Here is a 25152-nt window from a genome sequence, read left to right on the forward strand (position 1 = left end):
AAGTATAAAACAGCGGCTGTAAAAAACGATGGGAGAAAAAGATATGGGAAAAAAGAAACAAAAAGTCCTCTATGATGCAGACGGGGCAAGAAGAGTTATGAGAAAAAGAGATTATATGGCTGATATGGGAGGTCAGTTAGCGTTAGGCGTGATGGCCAATCTGGTTGGCCAGCTTACTTACTTTTATACAGATAAAGTCGGCATGGCGGTAGGCGGAGTCGGAATTGCGATGATGATCGCTAAGATTATAGATGCACTGACGGATGTTCTGGTGGGAAATATGATTGACCACTCCAAAGGTGGGAATAAGAAATATTACTCCTGGATGCTGAAAATGGCGATTCCTGCAGCAGTCATCATCATTATGATGTTTACGGTCCCGATTCAGGCAGGACAGACAGCGGCATTGATTTATGTACTGGTTACCAATCTTCTTTTAACAGCAGTTATTTATACTATGATTGCCACACCGTTTTCAGCGGTTATGATTGTGCGTACTCACAGCCAGAGTGAGCGAAGCAATATGGGGCTGTTCCGTGCAGTCGGAAACTACGGTGCCGGAACAATCATTGCTATTATCACAATTCCGGTAACCAATATGCTGGGTGGTACACAGAGTGCATGGATCAAATATGGTGTTGCGCTTGCACTTGGCGTTTTATTACTTTTCCTGATCTGCTACAACAATGGAAGAAAAGCAAAATTTGCTTCGGATTTTGAAAGCGAATCGGAAAACGCATCAGAAACAGCACCGACAGAAACAGAAGAAGAGGAAGCAGTTCCATTTAAAGATGCTATAAAAATGTTATTGCAGAATAAATACTGGGTGATCGTTCTTCTGTTCAATTTGATTACCAATATTACCGCTGCAGTGGCAGCAGCCTCGGGTACATACTATGCAAAATGGATTTTTGGCAACGATAATCTTGTTGCAGTCATAGGAGCGGCAGGTATGCTGGCAACGGTAATCGGATTTGTGGTTTCCAAGCCGATCATTTCGAAGCTGGGTGTTACAAAAACAATTCAGCTTGGGTTAATGGGAGCTGCCATTCCATCCCTGATCCGCTGCTTTATTCCGGAAAACTTTATGGTTTATGCAGCAACCAGCCTTGTGGCGAGCTTTATCCAGATTCCACTGATGTGTCTGTACGGCGTATTAACAGCAATGACGGTAGATTATAACGAATGGAAATATGGAAAGAAATTAGTTGCAATGTCGGGCGGAGCTATAGGATTTGGAAGTAAAGTGGGAAGCGGCCTTGGATCTGTTATCTTATCCGCATTTCTTGCCATTGGCGGATATCAGGCATCGCTGGAAAGTGCAACTGCTTCCATGCGATATTCGATTTATGGATTTTCCAACTATCTTCCGCTGGTTGTAAACCTGGCTATGTTCCTGATTTTTACCAGATTTGATCTGGAAGAAAAATTACCAAAGATGCGGGAAGAAGTACTTGCGAGAAAAGAGAAAAAATAAACGGAGAAACTACAAGGTCGGTACAGGAAAGACTGTACCGACTTTGCAGTTGTCATTCAATTTACAGAAACTGCCAGTGGCAGGCTCTGTAGGTTAAAAATAAGGAGAATTGAAAATGAGCGATACATTATGCAATGAAAAAAAGAAACCTTATACATTTTCAGAAGATGGAAATTCCTGCATTATAACAGAAACCAGAACACCAAGATACTGGTATAATTATCTGTGGAATGAAAATCATTACTGTGCGCAGATTTCCCAGACAGGACATGGGCGCAGCTATTACCTCAGTGAAAAAGCAGATATGTGTATGATGAATCAGGACGATGCAAGATATATCTATCTAAGAGACGAGAAAAGCAAAGAATGCTGGAATATCGGCGAAGGTCCATTAAATACGGAAGTAGAAAATTATCAGTGCGTACACAGCATTGGATCTTCCAGAATCCAGTCTTCTTATCAGAATATTGCAAGTTCCTGGCGGCTGTTTGTACCGGAAGAAGGATACCAGGAAGTGTGGACTTTGAAAATAAAAAATACAGGGGAAAGACAGCGCCATCTCAGCATATTTTCAGCAGTCAGCTTTTATCTGGAGGGCTTTTCTTATCCGCGATATTATGAAATGTATCGTTGTATGGAAACAGATTATGATGAAAAGTTAAAGGGTGTATATTGCAGATCCGCACATCCTTTCGCACCGCACAAAAGATACAACGCATTTCTGGCAGCATCAGAGCCGGCATACGCATATGATGGAAATCTGGAAGCATTTTGCGGGACAACCAGTACCATAACAAGGCTGGATGCATCAGCAAGCGCGCTTTTCCAGAGACCGGACATTGTCGTAAAGGGAAAAGACTGTACAAATTCCAAAGCGGCCCTTTTTATTCTTGGCGGTGTGCTGCAGCATAAAATTGTGCTACAGCCAGGAGAAGAAAAAGAATTACAGTTTGTATTTGGAATCAGTGAATCACTTGAAGAGGCAAGGGCGGTATCGGAAAAGTTTTCCAATTCTGCAGCTGTGGAAAAGGAACTTGAAAAAGCAGAAACGCATTATCTGGAAAAATATCGTTCGCTGACCGTGGAAACGCCGGATGAAAAAATCAATCACATGATGAATAACTGGGTGAAAAAACAGGTAGATTTTTGCATTGTCGGGAAAAAAGGAGTCCGCGATAATCTTCAGATTGCAGTTGGCCTGTTAAACTATCGGCAGGAAACAGCAAAAAAAGAGATTCTGGAATGTCTTCGCCATCAGTTTCGGGATGGTCATGGAGTTCTTACGTGGTATCCTTATGATGATACCCGGTATTCCGATCAGCCGTTCTGGATCATATGGGCTGTCTGCCAGCTGATAAAAGAAACGGGAGACTTTTCTATCCTGGATCTGGAGATTGAATGGCAGGATGGAGGGAAGGCGGCTGTTCTGGATCATGTGAAAGCGGCTGTGAATCGATTGCTGCAGGATAAAGGAAAGCATGGACTGGTACGGATTTATTTTGCGGACTGGAATGATGCACTCAATGTTACAACGGATGAATATGCGGAATCCGTAATGCTTTCCCATCAGTTCTGCCTGGCACTGAAGGAATTAGAAGCATTACTGAAGAAAAAAGGCGATCAGGTATATGCCGGAAAAATAGCAGAGGAATATCGTATCTTACGAAACAGCATTAATGCATATGCATGGGATGGAGCGTGGTACATGCGGGCGTTAAGTGATGTGGAGAATATTGGTTCCAAAAACAGCGAAGGAAGCAAAATTTATCTGAACGCGCAGACATGGGCTGTTTTAGGAGATGTTGCAGATGCAGAGAAATTACCAAAGATATTAAAAGCAGTGGATTCCATGGAGCATGATTTTGGATTTCCGTTAAATCTTCCGCCGTATCAGAAGTATTCGCCAAATGTAGGGAGAATGTCCGGCATGCTGCCAGGATTGTTTGAAAATGGTGGTGTATACTGTCATGCTACAGGGTTTAAAATTCTGATGGACTGCAAGGTGGGGAGAGGAAGCAAAGCATTCGAAACACTGAAAAAAATTATGCCGGACAGTGATAAAAATCCATCCATGCAATCCGGAGCAGAACCATATGTTTTTACAAACTGTTATTCTACCAATCCCGGATATTATGGAAAATCCTACCAGTCCTGGACAACGGGAACTTCTGCGTGGTGCATGATGGGGGTGTACGAAGGAATCCTCGGAATCAAACGGGATTACGATGGACTGCGGATCGATCCGTGTCTGCCGAAAGAATGGGAAAAGGCAGAAGTGACCAGACATTTTCGAGGTGCTGATTATCATGTAATCATCGAAAATCCAGATCATCTGGAAAAAGGAGTGCTTGAAATTAAGACAGATGGAGCAGTTTGCGATATGTCCGACAAAGCAGATGGGTTTGTGCTGCCTGATTTCAAGGATGGAAAAATGCATGAAGTCCATGTTATATTGCGTAAATAGACAAAAGAGGCTTGTTTAGGAAGACATCAGCAGAAAGAAAGGAAAAGAGATGAAAAAAAGTATTTTTCAGGAACTTGTGGAAGAATCAATTGTTCTTTTGAAAAATGAAGAGCAGATCTTGCCATTAAAAGAAAAAAAGGTGGCTTTTTTGGGACGGGCACAGATAGAAACCATTTTTTCGGGAAACGGTTCGGGAGCATCCAAATCCCTTGCAAACAAGAATCTCTTATGTGAATGTGAAAAAAGAGGAATCTGTGCAGAAGCAGGGTTAAAACAATTTTACACCAGCCATCAAAAAAACGAATCGGAAAAGTTTGTGATTGACGGTATTGATATCACAAATGTAGAAAATATGAACTGTGGTTTTATGTATGAGATCTTTGGAAAATATCAGCCGATGTGGACAGAGTATCACATTCCGGAGCAGCTGATGCAGAAAGCCAGGGAGTTTACCGATACCGCTGTTTTTGTGCTGGGAAGGAATTCCGGTGGGGAAGAATGTGACAGGCACATCAAAGGTGATTATGAACTTACCGAATCCGAAAAAGAACTGCTGGAACAGGTGTGCTGTGTTTTTCCACATGTGATCGTTGTACTGAATATTAATGGAATGATCGATATGCAGTGGGTGAACGCCTATTCCGCAATTAAGGCCGTGGTGTTTCTGGGAATTCCGGGCGAAGAAGGCTGCGGAGCATTAGCTGATATTCTGACGGGGGCTGTGAATCCATCTGGCAAATTAAGTTTTTCCATGGCAGAGTCTTTCAAAGACTACCCGACAGCAGAAAATTTCACCTGGAATAAAGAACAGGAAGATGAAATTTTAACTTACGAAAATTATGGACTGGATGCAAAGGCAAATGGAAGTACAGGATATACGAAAAGCCCGGTAACGGTGTATCAGGAAGACATTTATCTGGGGTATCGCTATTTTGATACTTTTCGGAAACAGGTATTGTACCCCTTTGGATATGGAATGTCTTACACATCGTTTACGATTCTTCCGAAAGAGATGAAACAGGAAAAAGAAGAGGTGGAATTTATTACGGAGGTAACAAATTCCGGAAATTATGCAGGAAAAGAAACGATACAGCTTTATTTGTCCTGCTCTGGTACAGAGTCGGAAAAACCGGAAAAAGAATTAAAAGGCTTTGCAAAAACGAGACTTCTTGCTCCGGGGGAGAAACAGAATATTTCGATCCGAATATCCATGCAGGATCTGGCAGGATATGTTGAGACATCTGCATCATATATCCTGGAAAAGGGAAAATATCAGTTTTTTATCGGAAATTCATCCCGTGAGACAATTTTTGCAGGAGAAATCCAGATAAGAGAAGATTACGTAATTAAAAAATGTGTGAATCGTCTTTGCGTGCAAAACTGCAATGTAGAGCATTTGCAGGTACTATCTGCAAGAGAAGGACGAAAAAAGGTCCGAATGCATGAAAAGAAAAAAGAAGAGACCGATGGTTTAAAAGAGCAGGAAAGATATGATCTTTTACGGGATGAAATGGAACAAGTAAAAAATTTCAGTATCGAACAGCTGGCTGCATTGTGTGTGGGGTATGGACCTGGAATTCCATTTGCAGCGTTCAGCAAACAGGAACAGCCGGAAACTATATTGGATGGTCAGGGAAATCCACTGACCAAAAACGATCATCCAGTCGGAGCAAAAGGATATGTCTCCCCGGCTATGCCAGAAAAAGGTATTCATTCCATTTTTTATAAAGATGGACCGGCAGGTGTGGGAACGGGGGCCTGGCCAACGGCTATGCTGATTTCCTGCGCATTCAATAAAGAACTGTGGGAAGCGTTTGGAAATGCGGTTGGCGCAGAGTGCGAAAAGAAAGCGGTTGACGTATGGCTGGCACCAGCAGTCAATCTGCACCGGAATCCGCTTTGCGGGCGAAATTTTGAATATTTTTCGGAGGATCCTTATCTGACCGGAATCTGTGCGGTCCAGATTACAAAGGGCGTTCAGGAAAATCATCCTGTCCGCGTCTGCCCCAAACATTTTGCCGTGAATGAACAGGAAACGTATCGAAGAGGAAGTGCGAAGAAGCGGTACGATGCGGTAGATTCCATCCTTACGGAACGTGCATTGCGGGAACTTTATCTGAAACCTTTTGAAATGTTGGTTCGAGATGCCGGAGTATCCTTTATTATGACATCGTTTAATAAAATTAATGGGGTTCTTGCAGCTGGAAATCGAGATTTGTGTACGCATATTTTACGGGAAGAATGGAACTTTGATGGTGTTGTCGTTACTGACTGGGGCGATATGGATATTGTCGCAGATGGCGGCGATGCTGTGGCAGCGGGAAATGATATTGTGATGCCGGGTGGCCCGCCGGTGATCCGGCAGATTTTGCAGGCCTATCAGGAGAGACGGATTACCAGAAAAGATCTGGAAAGGAGTGTTGCAAGATTGTTACATGTTCTGAAGTTATTTGAGAAAGGGGAGCGTATTTAAATGAAATCATATAGGGATCATACACTGGGTGCCAAAGAAAGAGCCTCTCTTCTGCTCAAAGAAATGAGCCTTGATGAAAAGATGGCACAGATTAACTGTGTTTTTCCTTTTGATCAGGATGCCTATAACTTTGAAAAAATTCAGCAGGAGACAAAATACGGAATGGGAGAAGTAAGCACGCTGGAAATGCGCAGGATGGAGACACTTGATGAAGTGGCTGCATGGCAGAGAAAAGTGCAGAAGATTGTGATGGAAAACAGTGCCCATCGAATACCGGCAATCTTTCATATGGAAGGATTGTGCGGGGCCTTCATTCAGGACTCCACCAGTTTTCCGTCTGGGATTGGCAGGGGAGCAAGCTTTGATCCCAAGCTGGAAGAACAGATTGCAGAAATTGTGAGCAGACAGGAAACGGCCTGTGGTATTACCCATATACTGGCACCGGTTCTGGATGTGGCAAGAGATCCGCGTATGGGCCGTTTTGGAGAAAGTTATGGAGAAGATGCTTCCCTTGTAAGTGCGATGGGGGCAGCGTATACGAAAGGAATACAAAAGAATACAGTTGCTTCAAGAAAAGCAGAAAGTGTGGCAAAACATTTTGTGGCTTTTCATAATTCGCAGGGTGGAATTCATGGAACACACAGCGAAACGCCGACGCGACTTTTAGAAGAAGTGTTTGCAAAACCTTTCCAGGCAGCAATCACAGAGTCAGATCTGAAAGGTATTATGCCTTGTTATTGCGCTGTGAATGGAGAAGATGTATCTGCTTCTCATAACATGCTTACGAAACTGCTTCGGGAAAAAATGGGATTTGACGGCATGTGCATCAGCGATTACGGTGCAGTGGGAAATGCGCATAGTGTACATCATATTGGAGAAACATTTGAAGAAGCCGGTGCGATGTGTCTTCATGCGGGAATGGATATCGAGATGCCGTCCTGTACTGGCTATAATGAGAAATTAAAAGAGATGTTTTCAAGTGGAAAACTGGATATCCATATTTTGGATACAGCGGTTTTGCGGGTTCTGGAGGGAAAATTCAGAATGGGCTTATTTGAAAATCCCTATGCGCTGGAAGGAAAAGAGCTTCATGCTCTTGTAATGCAGGAAGCAGACAGGAACACTTCCCTGCGGTCGGCCAGAGAATCCATGGTATTGCTGAAAAATGACGGCGTATTGCCGATTGCGGCAAAAGGGAAAAAAATCGCGGTGATCGGACCGCATGCCGGGTATGCCAGAAAAATGTTTGGTGGATACACACATATGTGTATGATGGAGTCTACCTATGCGATTGCCAATTCTATTGCAGGTGTAAGCGGAGTTGTACAGGCAGATGCAGATGAGATTATTACGGTTCCGGGAACCAATATTCAGTCTGATGAGACAGAGCAGTTTGATCAGATCCTGAAAAGACAGAAACCGCAATGCAGAAATCTGTATGAAGAATTCCAAATCCGCTTTCCGGAAAGTGAGATTTTATATGCATATGGCTATCCGATTGCAGGAAACGACGAAAGTCATTTTGAAGAAGCGCTGCAGGCAGCAAAGCAGGCAGACATTGTGATACTGACGCTTGGCGGTAAGCACGGAACGTGTTCCATGGCATCAATGGGAGAAGGAATTGACAGTACTGATATTAACCTTCCAAAATGTCAGGATGCATTTATTCGCAAGGCTGCGCAGCTTGGAAAACCATTGGTTGGCGTTCACTTTGATGGAAGACCGATTTCCAGTGATGCTGCAGAGGAATATTTAGATGCTATTCTGGAAGCATGGAGTCCATCAGAAACAGGAGCAGAAGCAGTAGTTGATATTTTAACCGGAATATATAATCCGGGAGGAAAACTTCCGGTTACCGTTGCTTATGGAGTGGGACAGCTTCCGGTTTATTACAATCATCCATATGGTTCCTCCTGGGATCAGAGCGGCAGTATCGGTTTTGCCAATTATGTGAATATGCCGCACAGACCGAGATATTATTTTGGATACGGACTGTCGTATACAACATTTACATATTCGGATTTACATATCTCGATGGGAAATGAAAAGGCAGCAGATACGGTTCAGATCTCCTGCGCTGTTGAGAACACGGGAAGCTGTGAAGGAGATGAGGTTGTCCAGCTTTATTTACGAGATGAATATGCCAGCCTGACAAGACCAGTAAAAGAACTGGCAGGTTTTAAGCGCATTCACCTGCGAAAGGGCGAAAAGAAAACGGTATGCTTTGAGGTGAAAACGGATCAAATGGCTTTTCTGGACATTGATATGCACTGGAAAGTGGAAAAAGGACGATATGCAGTAGAGGTCGGAAGTTCTTCAGAAGATATTCGTTTAAGAGGAAGCTACTGTGTGAAAGAAAATAAATGGGTTGCGGGAAGAAATAGAGCGTTTTGGGCAAGTGCCGCAGCGAAATAAAAAGAACAGAACCGGATGCCATTTTATACAAAGCGGCATTCGGTTCTGTTCTTGCGGTATTCCCGTGGGGAGCAGTTCATTTTTTCACGGAAACATTTTCCGAAATAGGACTGCTGGCTGAAGCCGGTCTGCAGGACGATCTGTCTGATGGGAAGTGTGGTTTCTGTTATCTCCGTGATTTGTTTTCTATGTTTTGGCAATATCTTAATAATTTCTGCAGATATTTTCATATTATTTTTTCGATATAATAAGTATACTTGCTGTAAAAAGGATTGTAAAGGTAGTCTAAATGGACAATAATAGTTTATCACATACAACGTGGAATTGTAAGTACCATATGAACCAGAGCAGGAAAACCTGCCGTCGCTGATCACACTTGAAAAAATATGTGTAGCTTTGGGCGTGACATTATCGCAGTTTTTTCGAGAAGATAATTCAGAGAATCTGACAGAAAAACAGAAAGAAGTTCTAGGGATATGGAATGATCTGAGTACAAATGAGCAGGAAACAGTAATGTCAATGCTGCGTGGACTTCGGAAGTAAGAGAACAGTTCGAGTATATGTATCGGCTGTTCTTTTTTTGTTTTTGAACGTTAAAATGTTAATTTTTTTCTTGTGTATAGTAGAACACTAAAGTATAATAAAATCAGTTTTTTACATAAGATTAAAGCTATAATAAGGAAATTGGCAAACCAGATGAAAGTCTGGGACGCAAAGCTACAGGGCCTTTAAAATGGCAGCCAGTTGCATAAAATGAGGTGCACTGTCTGTCTGACGGTGCTTTTTTACGGTGTTATTTCATAGACGTAACAATAATGATTTTATCAGGAAAGAATGAGGAAAATAAAAGTATGAAAAAGGCAAAACGTTGTCTGATAGCAGTGGTGTCAGGTGTACTTGTAGCATCTGCTGTCTTGTCTGGATGTGGACAGTCAAAGAAAGAAGTATCTATAAATGATGATCATCTTACCGTTTATCTGTGGGAAAATCGTTTGATGAAAAATATTGCACCCTATATCCATGAACAGTTTCCAGATCAGGATATTGAATTTATTATAGGTAACAATGATACCGATTTATACAGTTATTTTAAAGAACATGATGAATTACCGGATATTATAACAGTACGTCGATTTTCTGGAACAGATGCACAGGACTTACAGCCTTATCTTATGGATTTTGCTTCTTATGATGTTGTTTCCAAGTATTATTCTTATGCGGTGCAATATTATAAGAATGCGGAGGATGAAATCCAGTGGCTGCCAATCTGTGGTATTCCGCAGACGATCATTGCCAACAAAACACTGTTTGATCAGTATGGCGTAAAGATTCCAGAAAATTATGAGGAATATGTACAGGCATGTCAGCAGTTTTATGATAATGGCATAAAACCGTATTCCATGGATCTTGGTGAAGACTGGTCTAATAATGAAATCATCCAGGCTGCAGCAATCGGTGAGTTTACAAGCCTGGATGGTATTGAATGGCGAAACGGTGCAGAGACTGCAGCGGATGAAGTAAAGTTTGATGATGTATTATGGAAACGTATTTTTTCAGAAACCAGTCAGTTTCTTAAGGACTCGCATTTTGGTAAAGAAGATATCAATATTGATATCAATACAGGAACCCAGATGTTTGTCGAAGGAAAATCAGCAATGTTTCATGGACATCCGACGGTTATGCAGCAGCTGCAGAAACAGATGGATGCGGAGCTGATCCGTATTCCTTACTTTTCACAGACATCGGATGAATCCTATGTGTACATGACTCCGTCCTTAAACATTGCATTTAACAAAAACCTGGAAAAAGACCGGGAGAAACTGGATACTGCGCTGGATGTGCTGGATTGTATGATTTCAGAAGAGGGGCAAAAGCTGATTGCGGATGGAAGCGGTGTTATTTCATTGAATACAGATGTTCCAACCATGATGCAGGATGTGCCTGGACTGGAAGAGGAAATTAATAATAATGCTGTTTATATCCGATATTCCGCCCAAAAATCATTTGATGCAAGTCTTGAGGCTGTTCACGGATTACTGTCAGGGGAAATGGATGAAATACAGGCTTATGATACTTTTCGCAGTGTAATGAATCGTAAAGATCCAGAAGAAAAAGCAACGGTGAATTTTGAAAATGAATATTCCATTTCACTGAACGATAGAAATGGCCGTGATGCAGCATCTTCCATTTTAACTACGATCAGAGAAGAAAATGATGCACAGCTGGCTCTGGCACCATATTATTATTTCACTTCTTCTATGTACAAAGGAGAATGCACCAGCAGCCGGGTTGGCATGATGACAGCGAAGAGTTCAGATACACCATTATATGTTGCAAAAATCAATGGTAAACAGGTTTATGAACTCGTGGAAAATTATCTTGCTGATGCTGATGAGAATTTTTACGTAACCAATAAATACGAATTACCAATTGCATCCGGTATGAAAATGATCGTCAATCAAGAGGAAAGTGGATTTTCGTTAAAGGACTTAACAGTTAATGATAAGAAAATAGACAAAGAAAAGGAATACTCGATTCTTCTTACAGACACCACAATGTCTGTTTTGAAAAAAATAAATCTGAAATGTGAGATTGAGCAGCTTAAAGATACAACATTATCAAGTGCATGGACCGAAGCAATGTCAAATGGACAGCAGCCGTCAGCACCGGAAGACTATATAGAGGTTGAACAGTAAAAGTGGAGATAGAACAAAAGGTAAACAAAAGAAAAAAAATAACAAGGCTGTTGCTTATACTACTTATGATTCTTTTAAGCTTAGTTTGTATCAAGTATCTTATAAGTAAGTCTAATAAGTATATCAGCGAAAATGGAAAAAGCAGTATGGGAGCTGTTGTTGAACAGATACAGCAGACCTATGATCTTCAGGTGAGTGGATACTACAGCCAGCTGCAGTTGGTTGAGGAATTCTTACTTCATGAGAGGGAACTGTCTCTTGAAACGGATACGAACAAAAATTTCTTTGAAGCATGGGAAAAAGAATCGGAAAGTACTCTTATATTCCTTCAGGAAAATGGTCAGGCAATATCAGCAGGTGGAACAAAAATGCGGATTGATATGCCAAGTAAACTTCTGCTGGACTTAAAGAACGGATACAATATTGGAAAACTGGTGCGTCTTGATTATGATCAGAAGAAAAAAGACGGTTATCTGGTTGCGATTCCATGTCAGGAATACACGATCAATGGAGAAACTTATACGGCAATTGGAACTGTGTATGATCATTCGAAACTGGATTCCATGTTAAAATTGAAAGGTTATCATGGAAAAGCATATTTGTTCATGCTGGATCATGACGGAAATATTACGTATACGAACCAGAGTGGAGATAAATACCTGCGTAATTATTCTTTGTTAAAACATTTAAAAGGGGAACAGGCTATTACAGAAGAAGAGGCTGATTTGTTCAAAAAGAAGTTTGATAACAGAGAATCCGGAGTTGCACTTTTGGGAAAACAGAACCCCTATTATCTGGGGTATTGCCCGATAGAAAGCAACAACACCATTTTGGTGTGCATTGTGGCCAAGGGAGTTGTGGACAATGTGCTGATGGATTACCAGAAAACGGTGTTGTTTACAACAATACTCATGGCAGGTTTTATACTTTTACTTTTTGCCGGATTATTCTACAGTATTTCCAGACTTAGTCTTGCAGATCAAAAAGCAGAATATGAAAAAAGAAATAATGAACTTCATTTACAAACAATGAAGGAAATGGAAGTAGTCAATCAAAAACTGAAAAAGGCAAAGAACGTTGCAACAGAGGCTTTACAGACAGCTGAAAATGCAAATAAGGCGAAAACGGATTTCCTGTCTAATATGTCACATGATATTCGCACACCTATGAATGCAATCATTGGTATCACATCTTTGATCAGACATGAAGCAGGTAATAAAGCAAAAGTTATAGAGTATGCAGATAAAATAGATATTTCATCGCAGCATCTGTTGGGAATTATCAATGACGTTCTGGATATGAGCAAGATTGAGGCGGGAAAAACAGTATTCAAGTATTCTGACTTTTCTATTCTGGATCTTGTACAGGAACTTGACACTATATTTCATACTCAAATATATGAAAAGCAGCAGACCCTTACAATCATAAAAGAAAATATTCAACATGAGTGGGTGAATGGGGATCAGGTTCACCTGATACAGATTTTCAGCAACCTGCTTTCCAATGCAGTGAAGTATACCCAGGAAGGTGGGGAAATTCAGTTCTTTGTAGAAGAATGTGAGACAAAGTCATCTGTCTATGCAAAGTACCGTTTCTTAGTTAGCGATAATGGTATGGGAATGTCGGCAGATTTCAAGGATACAATTTTTGATGCGTTTACCCGTGCGGAAAGTTCCCTTACAAATAAAATACAGGGAACCGGACTTGGAATGGCGATTACTAAGAATCTGGTTGAGGCAATGGGAGGTACCATTGATGTGGAGAGTGAATTGGGACAGGGAAGCTGTTTTGAGGTTCTCATGGATCTGAAAATTGCAGAGGATAGAACAGTTGCTCTGGTGACACAAGAAGAAACAGATGAGCAGGATGGTAATATCCTGCAGGGAATGAAATTCCTGTGTGCAGAGGATAATGAGTTGAACGCAGAGATCCTGACGGAACTGTTAAAGATAGCAGGTGCGGAATGTACCATCTGTGAAAATGGTGAAGAGATTTTGAAGGCATTTGAGCAGTCTGCTCCAGGTGATTATGACATGATCCTGATGGATGTGCAGATGCCTGTTATGAATGGCTATGAGGCGACGAGGGCAATCCGCAGAAGTTCCCATGAACTGGCAAAGACGATACCGATCATTGCCATGACTGCCAATGCATTCTCAGAGGACATTCAGCATTCTCTGGCAGCCGGTATGAATGCACATGTTTCAAAACCGGTTGAGATGAAGGTACTGGAAAAGACGATTAGAAGCATAAAATCCGGCGGGGGGGGGTACCGAACCGCAGGTCACGGAACAGTGACAAATGGAAAGTAACCGGACATAAAAGAATCGAAAAGGATAGTTAGGGATAGATAGAAAATGAAAGGAAAAAGAGTGATTGCAGGCATTCTGCTTGCAGGGATTTTAGCAGTCACCCTGGCGGGGTGTAAAAACACAGATAACACGAAAGAAAAAACCGAAAAGCCTGTTATTACCCTCGGCAGCGACAGCTATCCACCATACAATTATCTGAATGAGGATGGTGTACCGACGGGAATCGATGTAGAACTGGCTGCGGAAGCTTTCAAAAGAATGGGATATCAGGTGGAGGTTGTCCAGATCAACTGGGAGAAGAAAAAAGAACTGGTGGAGAGCGGAGAGATTGACTGTATCATGGGCTGCTTTTCCATGGAAGGACGCCTTGACGATTACCGCTGGGCGGGACCATATATAGCAAGCCGGCAGGTGGTCGCTGTAAATGAGAATAGTGATATCTATAAACTGAGTGACCTGGAGGGAAAGAACCTGGCTGTTCAGTCCACGACCAAACCGGAAGGTATCTTTCTGAACCGGACGGATGAGAGAATCCCAAAGCTGGGCAATCTGATCAGCCTGGGACACAGGGAGCTGATCTATACATTTCTTGGGAAAGGATATGTAGATGCAGTCGCTGCGCATGAGGAATCTGTTGTCCAGTATATGAAGGATTATGACGTAAGCTTTCGAATCCTGGAAGAACCTTTGATGATCACCGGGATAGGTGTTGCTTTTGCAAAAGATGATGACAGAGGAATCTGTGAGCAGATGAGCCAGACTCTGGAAGAAATGCGGCAGGATGGCACATCCCTGAAAATTATTGAAAAATATCTGGATGATCCCCAGAAGTATCTGGAGGTGGATGATCTTGGATATTAAGAGAATGAAAAGAGAAAAACGAATCCAGCTGATCGGTGGTCTGATTGGAATCTGTGTGGCAGCAGTCTCTCTGTTTTATTTCTTTCATGCGGAGAAAGCGGAAGCAGAGAAAAGAATGGTAGAGATTGTAAATTATGTCAAAGTGCAGTGTTCCACCTACACCCATTATAATGAATCTTCGGAATCCAAAAGTCTTCTCCGTGCCATTGAAAGTGCCAGACAGATGAGTACGAATATCGATATGGAAATAGAAAACGGCGGTCAGCTAAGCCGGGATTTCCTGAAGGAAAACCTGCAGACTCTATGGGTGGATGGTATCATTGTACTGGATGCAGAAGGAAAGACGGACTGTGAATACAGCATGGATGAGTCTCTGGCTAATGAGATTACGGAGTATCTGCAAAAAGAAATTATCATGGATTTTGCCGGATATGAAGAAAGAAGCTATTCGGAACGGTTTACCAGGGAAGATGGATCCTTTATTGACATTGCAGCCTGCGCCAGAAAAGATGCACCGGGTATCGTTGCAATCTATTATTACACATCTCCTGAATTTGCCAGAAACTATACGCTGACGATACAGGGGCTTTTAAATGGTTATAGTATCCAGAAAGATGGAACGATTATCGTTGCAGACGACGGAATCGTTGTTGCCAGCAATAATGAGAGCCTGTTGGGACAGAATACAGCCGACAACGAAGTTGTTCAGGCAATGAAAAAGCATACAGACAGTCAGCATATCTATCATTTTAGGAAGGAAGGAATTGGATGTTATGGAATCATGCTGAAACAGCGTGATTATTATATCTACGCATATCTTCCGGATACGGAAGTGTTTTGTAATCTTCCATTAAGTGTTATAGGTGTTATTTTTCTTTATTTTCTGATGTCCGGCATATTCTGGTTCTGGACATACAGAACCAATCTGGCGTACCGGAAACAAGAATTTGAAAAAGATGAAAAATATAAAGCAGAACTTCTGACAGCAGCAAAAAAGGCAGAAGCCGCCAATGAGGCAAAAACAGAATTCCTTCATCGTATGAGCCACGATATCAGGACTCCGATTAATGGAATCTACGGTTTGATCAATATGGCAGACCATTATGCAGATGATATGGAGAAGCAGAAGGAATACAGAACAAAGGTTAAAGCGGCATCCAATCTGTTGCTGGAACTGGTAAATGATGTTCTGGACATGAGTAAGCTGGAGTCGGGTGAAGTTGTTCTGGAAGAGAGTCCATTTAATCTGAGCAAAATCTCTGAGGAAGTGCTTGTTGTAATTGAACAGATTGCTGCAGAACAGAATATCCGGATTGTATGGGAGAAAAAAGAAATCATACACCGTGATCTTATTGGAAGTCCGGGGTATGTAAAACGTGTGATGATGAATATCCTGTCCAATGCAGTGAAATATAACAGAGAAAATGGATATATTTATCTTAGCTGCATGGAAATCCCATCCGAACAGCCAGGAATGACGACAATGGAATTTATCTGCCGGGATACAGGAATCGGAATGACTGAGGAGTTCCAGAAACATATTTTTGAACCATTTGCACAGGAATATACGGGAAGCCGCACAAAGTTTGTCGGAACCGGACTGGGAATGGCCATTGCAAGGAAGCTGGTCGAGAAAATGGGTGGAACCATTACTTTTGAAAGTGAAAAAGGCGTAGGGACGACATTTGTGATCCGGGTTCCATTTAAAATAGATCCGGATGCGGATAAACGTGAAGAACAGAAGGATGTATCCGAAAAATCTATAAAGGGATTGCATATTCTTCTGGCGGAAGATAATGAGCTGAATATGGAAATCGCTGAATTTATGCTTCAGAATGAGGGCGCGGACGTGACCAAAGCATGGAATGGGCAGGAAGCGGTTGAGCTGTTCAGAAAAAGTGAACCCGGTGAATTTGATGTCATTCTTATGGACATTATGATGCCGGTAATGAATGGTTATGAAGCCACAAAGATGATCAGGTCTCTGGACAGAGAGGAAGCAAAGGAGGTACCGATCATTGCAATGACAGCAAATGCCTTCACGGAGGACAGAATAAGAGCAAAAGAAGCAGGAATGGATGAACATGTTGCTAAGCCTGTTGATGTGGAATTACTGATAAAAGTAATTCATAAATTGGTGGGGTGATGAAAAATTAGGAATTGCTGGATATATTGACAGGGCAAATGAAGGAGAACTTGTAATGAAAAAAATAAAATGGAACAGAGTTTTGGCTGTACTTTTGGCAATGGTGACAGCCGTATCACTACTGTCAGCATGTGGCAGTAAAAGTGCAGAGAAAGAAGATGCAGACACAATCACGGTGTACTTATGGAGCACAAGCCTGTATGAAAAATATGCACCATACATCCAGAAACAGCTCCCGGATATCAATGTTGAATTTGTTGTAGGCAACAACGATCTTGATTTCTACAGATTTCTGAATGAAAATGGTGGATTGCCGGATATTATAACCTGCTGTCGCTTTTCACTTCATGATGCAAGTTCCTTGAAAGACAGCCTGATGGATCTTTCCACAACCAATGCGTCAGGCGCTGTCTATGATACATACCTTAGCAATTTTATGAACGAGGATGGAAGCGTAAACTGGCTTCCGGTGTGTGCAGATGCCCATGGCTTTGTAGTGAACAAGGATCTTTTTGAAAAATATGATATCCCGTTGCCAACAGACTATGAAAGCTTTGTCTCTGCCTGCCAGGCATTTGACAAAGTGGGAATCCGTGGGTTTACTGCAGACTATTATTATGATTACACCTGTATGGAAACACTGCAGGGATTGTCTGCTTCAGAGCTGTCTTCTGTAGACGGACGCAAGTGGCGCACCACCTACAGTGACCCGGATAATACAAATCGAGAAGGTCTGGATAGTACCGTCTGGCCGCAGGCTTTTGAACGTATGGAACAGTTTATCCAGGATACCGGTCTGAGTCAGGATGATCTGGATATGAATTATGATGACATAGTTGAAATGTATCAAAGTGGCAAGCTTGCCATGTACTTTGGCAGCTCTGCCGGTGTAAAAATGTTTCAGGATCAGGGCATCAACACAACGTTTCTTCCATTCTTTCAGGAGAACGGTGAAAAGTGGATTATGACTACGCCATATTTCCAGGTGGCTTTAAAACGAGATCTGACACAGGATGAGACACGTCGAAAGAAAGCAATGAAGGTGTTGGACACAATGCTTTCGGAGGATGCGCAGAACCGGATCATTAGTGATGGACAGGATCTGTTAAGCTACAGTCAGGATGTGGAACTCCATCTTACACAATATATGAAAGATGTGAAACCTGTGATAGAGGAAAACCATATGTATATCCGTATTGCGTCAAATGACTTTTTCTCTGTGTCCAAGGATGTGGTGTCTAAGATGATTTCAGGAGAATATGATGCAGGGCAGGCTTATCAGTCATTTAATGCCCAGCTCCTTGAGGAGAAATCCACTTCTGAGAAAATAGTATTGGATTCACAGAAGGCTTATTCCAGTCGTTTCCACAGCAGTGGAGGTAATGAAGCATATTCTGTTATGGCAAACACTCTGCGTGGCATTTATGGAACAGATGTGCTGATTGCAACCGGAAACAGCTTTACGGGAAACGTGCTGAAAGCCGGCTATACAGAAAAAATGGCGGGAGACATGATCATGCCAAATAGTCTTTCGGCTTACAGCAGCAAGATGAGCGGAGCAGAACTGAAAGAGACAGTCAAAAATTTTGTAGAAGGCTATGAGGGCGGATTTATTCCGTTTAACCGAGGCTCTCTGCCTGTGGTCAGCGGCATTTCCGTGGAAGTCAAAGAAACAGATGATGGTTACATATTGAGCAAAGTTACAAAAGATGGAAAAAAAGTTCAGGACGAGGATACTTTCACGGTAACCTGCCTTGCGATATCTAAACACATGGAAGCTTATCCGGCAGATGAGAATATTGTGTTTGATGGAGAAGATACCTTTGTGAAAGACACCTGGACAGGATATGTTTCAGATGGTGATGCCATTCTTGCAGAGCCTGAAGACTACATGACTCTGAGGTGAGAAGAATGGATATTAAGAATCATAATAAAGGCAGAAAGAAACCTGTCATGGGAAAACCATTCCAGATAGCTGTCTTTACAGCTGTTTTACTGGGAATTGTTCTGATGGTTTTCCGATATTTTGGATTTGTATCGAAAACTGTTTATGAGGAAAGTGTTTCTCATCTGACGGAAGTTTTTCATCAGTCTGATAACATGCTGAGAGAACTGACAGATAAGAATCTGACCTATCTTCATATGTGGGGTGAGAATCTGCAGAATACCTCCAGCGAAGACGAAATTCGTAATTATATAAAGAAAGCGCAGGAAGATGCCGGATTCTTAGATTTCTTTTTTCTGTCAGCTGACGGGGATTACAAGATGGCGACAGGGGAAACCGGGTACCTTGGATTACAGGAAAACATTGAAGAGGAGATCCGGCAGGGAAATGATGTGATAGCGAATGCAGCAGTTCCCGGAAAGTCTCAGCTGCTTGTTTTTGCTACTCCCAGGGCCCATGGAATTTATCAGGGATTTGAATATGATGCAATTGCCATTGCCTATGAAAACTCTGATATCGTAGATGTGCTGGACATTTCTGCTTTCAATGGAAATGCCCAGAGCTTTGTTGTTCATCCGGATGGCCGTGTTGTGGTCGATCATTCTTCTGAGTCATGGGGGAATGTGTACAATTTCTTTGGTGTTCTGAGAGAGCATTCCAATATGTCTGAAAAAGAGATCAATGAGCTTTCGGAGAAGTTTAAAGCGGGACGCACCGATGCGATGCTGGTAAATCTGGATGAAAGAAACTATTATCTGGTCTATGAAAAATCAGATATTCAGGACTGGGTATTTCTGGGACTTGTACAGGCGGATATTGTCAATGCCAGTATGAACAGTCTGCAGCGTAGTACAATGCTTCTTGTGGCTGCGGTTTTGTTCTGTATTGCCGCCTTTTTTATCGGCCTTATTATTCAAAAAAACAGGATAAGCCTTAGAAGAAAGGACACACAGATCCGGTACAGAGACGAGCTTTTTCAAAAGCTGTCAATGAATGTGGATGACGTTTTTCTGATGCTGGATGCAAAAACATATCAGGCAGACTATATAAGCCCAAATGCGGAAAAACTGCTTGGTATTACGGTAGAACAGATTCGCAAAGATATTCGTGTTCTGGGAAAACTGCATCCAGAGGAACATGAAAATCCGGAGGAAAATTATTTTGAGGAAATCCAGGTGAATGAACAAAGAGAATGGGATTTTGAATATGTTCATCAGAAAACAGGGGAAAAACGCGGGTTCCATAATATTGCAATGGGCAGTGAGGTAAATGGGAAAAAGAAATACATCCTGGTTATGTCAGACCGTACTGCTGACTGGAAAATGAATCAGGCACTTTCTGAGGCAGTCCGTGCGGCGGAGACAGCAAACAGGGCTAAGAGTACTTTCCTTTCCAATATGTCTCACGATATCCGGACACCAATGAATGCGATCATCGGCTTTACCACACTGGCTGTAAGTAATATTGATAATCAGAAAAAAGTCAGAGATTATCTGAGCAAAATCCTTTCCTCCAGTAAACATCTGCTTTCACTGATCAATGATATCCTGGATATGAGCCGGATTGAGAGTGGAAAGATCCATCTGGAAGAAACGGAGGTCAGTCTGTCGGATGTGCTTCATGATCTGAAGACCATCATTAGCGGGCAGATCCATGCGAAACAGCTGGAGCTTTATATGGATGCAATGGATGTTACCAATGAGGATGTCTATTGCGACAAGACACGTTTGAATCAGGTGCTGCTGAATCTGCTGTCCAATGCAATCAAGTTTACTCCTGCAGGCGGAACTGTATCTGTCCGGCTGAAACAGTATCCAGGGACAGTAAAAGGCAGTGAACTATACGAGATCCGGGTAAAGGATAATGGAATCGGCATGAGTCAGGAATTTGTACAGAAGATCTTTTCTCCTTTTGAGCGGGAGCGGACTTCCACTGTGAGCAGAACCCAGGGCACAGGACTTGGCATGGCCATCACCAAGAATATTGTGGATATGATGGGTGGTACCATTGAGGTCCGGACAGAGCAGGGGAAAGGCACAGAATTTATTGTCCGTCTGCCATTTCGGACTCAGCCTGAGAATCACCGTATAGAGAAGATTGCAGAGCTGGAGGGCCTTAAGGCTCTGGTTGTAGATGACGATTTTAATACCTGTGACAGTGTGACAAAGATGCTTGTGAAGGTTGGAATGCGTTCGGAATGGACACTTTCCGGTAAGGAGGCTGTTCTGCGTGCAAGGCAGTCTATGGAGCTTGGGGATGCATTCCATGCTTATATTATTGACTGGCGTCTGCCGGATATGAATGGCATTGAGGTCACCAGACAGATCCGCAGTCTTGGTGATGATACGCCGATCATTATCCTGACTGCTTATGACTGGTCAGACATCGAAGTGGAAGCCAGGGCTGCAGGGGTGACTGCATTCTGTGCGAAGCCTCTTTTTATGTCAGATATCAGAGATACCCTGATGGCTGCTATCGGCCAGAATCAGGCTGAGCAGGAGAATCCCGTTCTTCCTGAGACAAGCTCAGATTTCAGAGGCAGGTGCATACTGCTTGTGGAAGACAATGAACTGAACCGTGAAATTGCGGTGGAGATCCTTAACGAATATGGCTTCATGGTTGATACTGCAGAAAATGGGGCAGAGGCAGTGGAGAAAGTTAAGAATTCGAAGCCATGTAATTATGATCTGGTGCTGATGGATGTGCAGATGCCGGTAATGAACGGATATGAGGCCACGAAGCAGATCCGTGCCCTTAGGGATCCGGCGCTGGCGGGAATTACCATCCTTGCCATGACTGCCAATGCTTTTGACGAAGACAAAAAGAAAGCACTGGAATGTGGTATGAATGGCTTCTTATCCAAGCCAATTGTTATAGAGGAATTGATCAGTACGTTACAAAACAATCTGGTAGATTAGTAAAAAAACTGCTAAGAAGTTCGGTTCACAACTTTTTAGCAGTTTTTTTTATTTATTCGGAAAATTTATCACTGTAACGAAGATGCATATCTTCCCAATCCATGAACAATACATAAAATACTTTTCCGTATTGTTGGCTTTCTACGATTCTTCCATGATCAAGCACGGAAAGATAAGTTCCGTCAGCTTTTCGAAGATGAAAGTGAATATAGTCATTTTCATTGCCTGTGCCAATCTGTTCCCAGATGCTTGTTTCAATCTGTTGTTGTTCATCTTGTCGGATCAGATTGCGGAACCTTTTTTGAGTAAGCCTGAATAGTTCATCCATGCTCTTATAACCAGTCATATGAAGAAATTCGTGGTTTGCATAAAAGAGCTCATCATCTTCTTTGTCTGCTCTATATATGATAAATGCACCTGGAAGGTGTTCAGAGATATCCTTCAGTGCAAATCCAAGCTGTTTGCGGACTCCTGACTGGAGACCTTTTCTGTAAGCCATACATCCGTTTTTTCCATGCAGTTTTATTTCATAAAGAGCTGCATCTGCACAGCGCATAAGCTGTGAAGGGCTGGCTGCAAATGTTGGATATTCTGCATATCCGAGAGATATATAAAATGCGAGTTCTTTACCGTGATATGAAAACGTTTTTGGAAGCTTAGTGAATTGCTGCAGCTGTTTATCTGCTTCCTTAAAGGTACAATTTGGTAAAAGAATGCAGAATTCGTCACCACCATTTCTTCCAAGCAATGCATCGGATGGGAAAAAAGCTTTCATACTGTCTGCCAGACTCTTTAATGCTTTGTCTCCATAACTATGGCCATAGATATCATTGATAAACTTAAAGTCATCAATATCAAGGAGCGCAGCCACAAAATGTGTTTGTGGATTTTTAGAAATTATTTTTTCTGCTAATTCATCAAATCCATAGCGATTATAAATATTTGTAAGAGAATCTGTGCGCGCCAGTATTTTATATTTGTTCTTGTGTTCTTTTGCTACCAGCCATACCCTGGTAAGTACTGACAGAAGAAGGCTTATAGTAAGAAACATACCACTGATAATTATCAGTAGTGTGTTATTTCTCCATCCGGTTTTAGGAGTTACCTCAAGCTTCCAGGTTCCATCCCCTACTGTAAAAGCGTAAGAAATCGGATGATCTATTTGACCATCTGACTGATAAACCACTTTATAAGTATCGCTCCAGGGAGTGTCTGTTTTTAAAATTTTGTATTCATATCCAAAATTTGAAAGTGCACTGACTGTATCTGAAAAAATATCCGGAACACGCAGGATAACAATGGTAAATCCCCAGAAATACTCTTGTCCGCTTTTATCTTTCAGGTAGACTGGATTGCGGACTGCAATTCCATAACCGCCCTGTTTTAATTCGAAGGGCCCCTGCGTAATGGTTGCATGGTTATCTCTTGCATAACAGGAAATCTCTTTACGGTCTTTATCATGGAGCAGATCGATCTTACCTGCCTCATTTCCTTCAGCCGGATAAATATCTGTTACAACACCATTAGGAGCGAGCTGCACGCTTTCAATAGAATCAGACATAAGATTCCCGGCAATCGTCTCAAACTGATGGATTTCGCCATTTTCACTGATTAAGATCTGTTCCAAAGTATCTGTAATTCCAATTCCATCTGCAATTTCATTCTTTATGCGTTCACCATAGGTGGTTGCGTTTAATTGTGCCAATATGTGTCTCTGATTTTTTTCATGGGTGTCTGTTTTGTATACAATTAAACCAACAAGGCATATGCCCAGTAAAAAAATAATAAGAGGCACAAGTGTTTTTTTCTTCACTTGGTTCACCTCAGTTTATTCATTGGAGTTTTTATAATAAAGCATTATATCATAGAAGTTGAAAAACGGAATAAGTTTTTAAAAAAATGACAGTATAATGACAATATGTTTTTGGGCGTTAAAACGGTAATGTTTTTCTTGTGTACAGTAGAGTACTATAGTATAATAAAATCAGTTTTTTGCGTAAGTCTAAAAGCTATAATAAGGAAATCGGCAAACCAGATGAAAGTCTGGGACGCAAAGCTACAGGGCCTGTAAAATGGCAGCCAGTTGCATGAAATGACGTGCACTGTCTGTCTGGCAGTGCTTTTTTACGGTATTATTTCATAGACGTAACAATAATGTCGCATGATACTCGTACACCTATGAATGCAATCATTGGTATCACATCTTTGATCAGACATGATGCAGGAAATAAAGCAAAAGTTATAGAGTATGCAGATAAAATAGATATTTCATCACAGCATCTGTTGGGAATTATCAATGACGTTCTGGATATGAGCAAGATTGAGGCAGGAAAAACTGTCTTCAAGTTCAGAAGCATAAAGACCGGTGGGGGGGACCGAACCGCAGGTCACTGAACAGTGACAAATGGATTTGATGCGGTAGTGCAATTTTATTAAACCAGGAGGTTGACAAGGAGATGTATAGAGAAATATATTTGACAGACAGACAGACAGACAGACAGACAGACAGACAGACAGGAGATTTAATATGATTTCGAGAGCAAAGAAATATGTGGCAGTATTACTGGCTTTTGTATGCGTGTGTATGATATTTTCTCCCCAGACTGCATATGCAGCCGAGGACAGTTCGCAGCATGAAACTGTCAAAGTCGGTTTCTTTGCCATGGATGGTTATCATGTGATGGATGAAGAAGGCAACCGCAGTGGGTATGGCTATGATTTTCTTCGGCTGATGGCCCGTTATTGGGATGTAGATTACGAATATGTCGGATATGATAAGAGCTGGGATGATATGCAGCAGATGCTTGAAGATGGCGAGATTGATATGGTAACATCTCCCCGCAAAACACCGGAAAGAGAAGAAAAGTTTGATTTTTCACGTCCGATCGGAACCAATAATGGGATTCTGACCGTCCGCAGTGACAACAGCACGATTGTGGATGGCAATTACAGTACTTACAACGGTATGCGTGTGGCACTTTTGAACGGAAGCTCACGAGATAAAGAGTTTGCGGATTTTGCAGGCAATAAAGGATTTACATATGATCCATTTTATTTTGATACGACAGAAGAGATGGAGGAAGCTCTTCAGAGCGGAAATGTTGATGCTATTGCTGCCACTTCTATGAGAAAAACAAACAATGAGCGTATCGTGGATAAATTTGACAGCAGCGATTTCTATGTCATGGTTAAAAAAGGTAATACAGAATTGCTGAATGAGATCAATTATGCAATCGGCCAGATGAATGCAGTTGAGGGTGACTGGAAAACGACACTTTATAATAAAAATTATGAAAGCATCGAAACTAAGAATCTGGAATATACGGAGAAAGAAAAAAGTATTATTTCACAGTATTCCAAGGACAACCCGCTTCATGTTCTGTGTGATCCGACCCGTTATCCATATTCTTATAATGAAAATGGTGAGATGAAGGGTATTATCCCG

At 41.9% G+C, this 25152-nt stretch carries 13 protein-coding genes, 1 pseudogene and 2 riboswitches; of the genes and pseudogenes, 12 read left to right on the forward strand and 2 right to left on the reverse strand.

From position 1 onward, the window contains the following. Positions 1–43: 43 nt before the first annotated feature. From DWX32_RS15360 to DWX32_RS15375, 4 genes are all read left to right on the forward strand, one after another. Complete coding sequence (locus tag DWX32_RS15360) at positions 44–1477, forward strand: MFS transporter (RefSeq protein WP_022463024.1); 1434 nt, start codon at positions 44–46, stop codon at positions 1475–1477. Positions 1478–1592: 115 nt separating this feature from the next. Continuing rightward, positions 1593–3941: a GH36-type glycosyl hydrolase domain-containing protein gene (locus tag DWX32_RS15365; RefSeq protein WP_118594532.1), complete on the forward strand. Its 2349-nt coding sequence runs from the start codon at positions 1593–1595 to the stop codon at positions 3939–3941. Between the two features lie 49 nt (positions 3942–3990). Continuing rightward, on the forward strand, positions 3991–6414 hold the full coding sequence (locus tag DWX32_RS15370) for a glycoside hydrolase family 3 protein (protein WP_118641139.1): 2424 nt from the start codon (positions 3991–3993) through the stop codon (positions 6412–6414). Next, positions 6415–8829: a glycoside hydrolase family 3 N-terminal domain-containing protein gene (locus tag DWX32_RS15375; RefSeq protein WP_117510211.1), complete on the forward strand. Its 2415-nt coding sequence runs from the start codon at positions 6415–6417 to the stop codon at positions 8827–8829. 23 nt (positions 8830–8852) lie between these two features. On the opposite strand, the gene DWX32_RS20920 is transcribed toward DWX32_RS15375, so the two are convergent. Then, a complete protein-coding gene (locus DWX32_RS20920) occupies positions 8853–9059 on the reverse strand; it encodes a helix-turn-helix domain-containing protein (RefSeq protein ID WP_118594530.1) in 207 nt (68 codons plus the stop codon). A gap of 446 nt (positions 9060–9505) precedes the next feature. After that, a riboswitch (cyclic di-GMP riboswitch) is annotated at positions 9506–9581 on the forward strand. 99 nt (positions 9582–9680) lie between these two features. On the opposite strand from DWX32_RS20920, the gene DWX32_RS15390 reads away from it, so the two are divergent. The 6 genes from DWX32_RS15390 (at position 9681) to DWX32_RS15415 (ending at position 21707) form a co-directional block, all read left to right on the forward strand. After that, positions 9681–11525: an ABC transporter substrate-binding protein gene (locus DWX32_RS15390; protein ID WP_118594529.1), complete on the forward strand. Its 1845-nt coding sequence runs from the start codon at positions 9681–9683 to the stop codon at positions 11523–11525. A gap of 146 nt (positions 11526–11671) precedes the next feature. Next, positions 11672–13837: an ATP-binding protein gene (locus tag DWX32_RS15395; protein WP_118641137.1), complete on the forward strand. Its 2166-nt coding sequence runs from the start codon at positions 11672–11674 to the stop codon at positions 13835–13837. A 45-nt stretch (positions 13838–13882) separates the two neighbouring features. Then, entirely contained in the window at positions 13883–14698 is an 816-nt protein-coding gene (locus DWX32_RS15400) for a substrate-binding periplasmic protein (protein WP_118641135.1), read from the forward strand. Next, a complete protein-coding gene (locus tag DWX32_RS15405; protein WP_118641133.1) occupies positions 14682–16844 on the forward strand; it encodes an ATP-binding protein in 2163 nt (720 codons plus the stop codon). Before DWX32_RS15400 ends, DWX32_RS15405 begins: the two co-directional genes overlap by 17 nt. A gap of 55 nt (positions 16845–16899) precedes the next feature. Beyond that, positions 16900–18750 (forward strand): ABC transporter substrate-binding protein, encoded by a 1851-nt coding sequence (locus DWX32_RS15410; protein WP_118594526.1) that lies wholly within the window; start codon positions 16900–16902, stop codon positions 18748–18750. Positions 18751–18755: 5 nt separating this feature from the next. Next, on the forward strand, positions 18756–21707 hold the full coding sequence (locus DWX32_RS15415; protein ID WP_118594525.1) for a hybrid sensor histidine kinase/response regulator: 2952 nt from the start codon (positions 18756–18758) through the stop codon (positions 21705–21707). 52 nt (positions 21708–21759) lie between these two features. Here the strand turns inward: DWX32_RS15415 and DWX32_RS15420 are convergent, their stop codons facing one another. Continuing rightward, positions 21760–23520: a diguanylate cyclase domain-containing protein gene (locus DWX32_RS15420; RefSeq protein WP_118594524.1), complete on the reverse strand. Its 1761-nt coding sequence runs from the start codon at positions 23518–23520 to the stop codon at positions 21760–21762. Between the two features lie 202 nt (positions 23521–23722). Then, a riboswitch (cyclic di-GMP riboswitch) is annotated at positions 23723–23798 on the forward strand. Between the two features lie 63 nt (positions 23799–23861). Between DWX32_RS15420 and DWX32_RS15425 the strand changes: the two are divergent. Both DWX32_RS15425 and DWX32_RS20245 read left to right on the forward strand, forming a co-directional pair. Continuing rightward, a pseudogene (locus tag DWX32_RS15425) lies at positions 23862–24056 on the forward strand (sensor histidine kinase); the annotation flags it as partial. 178 nt (positions 24057–24234) lie between these two features. After that, the coding region (locus DWX32_RS20245) for a substrate-binding periplasmic protein (RefSeq protein WP_243037606.1) at positions 24235–25152 on the forward strand (918 nt) is incomplete at its 3' end.

This window comes from Blautia sp. AF19-13LB, assembly GCF_003479105.1.
GTDB lineage: Bacteria > Bacillota > Clostridia > Lachnospirales > Lachnospiraceae > Fusicatenibacter > Fusicatenibacter saccharivorans.

Coding starts and splice junctions, on each gene's coding strand:
- DWX32_RS15360 (WP_022463024.1), top strand. CDS start 44: ATGGGAAAAAAGAAACAAAAAGTCCTCTATGATGCAGACGGGGCAAGA.
- DWX32_RS15365 (WP_118594532.1), top strand. CDS start 1,593: ATGAGCGATACATTATGCAATGAAAAAAAGAAACCTTATACATTTTCA.
- DWX32_RS15370 (WP_118641139.1), top strand. CDS start 3,991: ATGAAAAAAAGTATTTTTCAGGAACTTGTGGAAGAATCAATTGTTCTT.
- DWX32_RS15375 (WP_117510211.1), top strand. CDS start 6,415: ATGAAATCATATAGGGATCATACACTGGGTGCCAAAGAAAGAGCCTCT.
- DWX32_RS20920 (WP_118594530.1), bottom strand. CDS start 9,059: ATGAAAATATCTGCAGAAATTATTAAGATATTGCCAAAACATAGAAAA.
- DWX32_RS15390 (WP_118594529.1), top strand. CDS start 9,681: ATGAAAAAGGCAAAACGTTGTCTGATAGCAGTGGTGTCAGGTGTACTT.
- DWX32_RS15395 (WP_118641137.1), top strand. CDS start 11,672: ATGGGAGCTGTTGTTGAACAGATACAGCAGACCTATGATCTTCAGGTG.
- DWX32_RS15400 (WP_118641135.1), top strand. CDS start 13,883: ATGAAAGGAAAAAGAGTGATTGCAGGCATTCTGCTTGCAGGGATTTTA.
- DWX32_RS15405 (WP_118641133.1), top strand. CDS start 14,682: ATGATCTTGGATATTAAGAGAATGAAAAGAGAAAAACGAATCCAGCTG.
- DWX32_RS15410 (WP_118594526.1), top strand. CDS start 16,900: ATGAAAAAAATAAAATGGAACAGAGTTTTGGCTGTACTTTTGGCAATG.
- DWX32_RS15415 (WP_118594525.1), top strand. CDS start 18,756: ATGGATATTAAGAATCATAATAAAGGCAGAAAGAAACCTGTCATGGGA.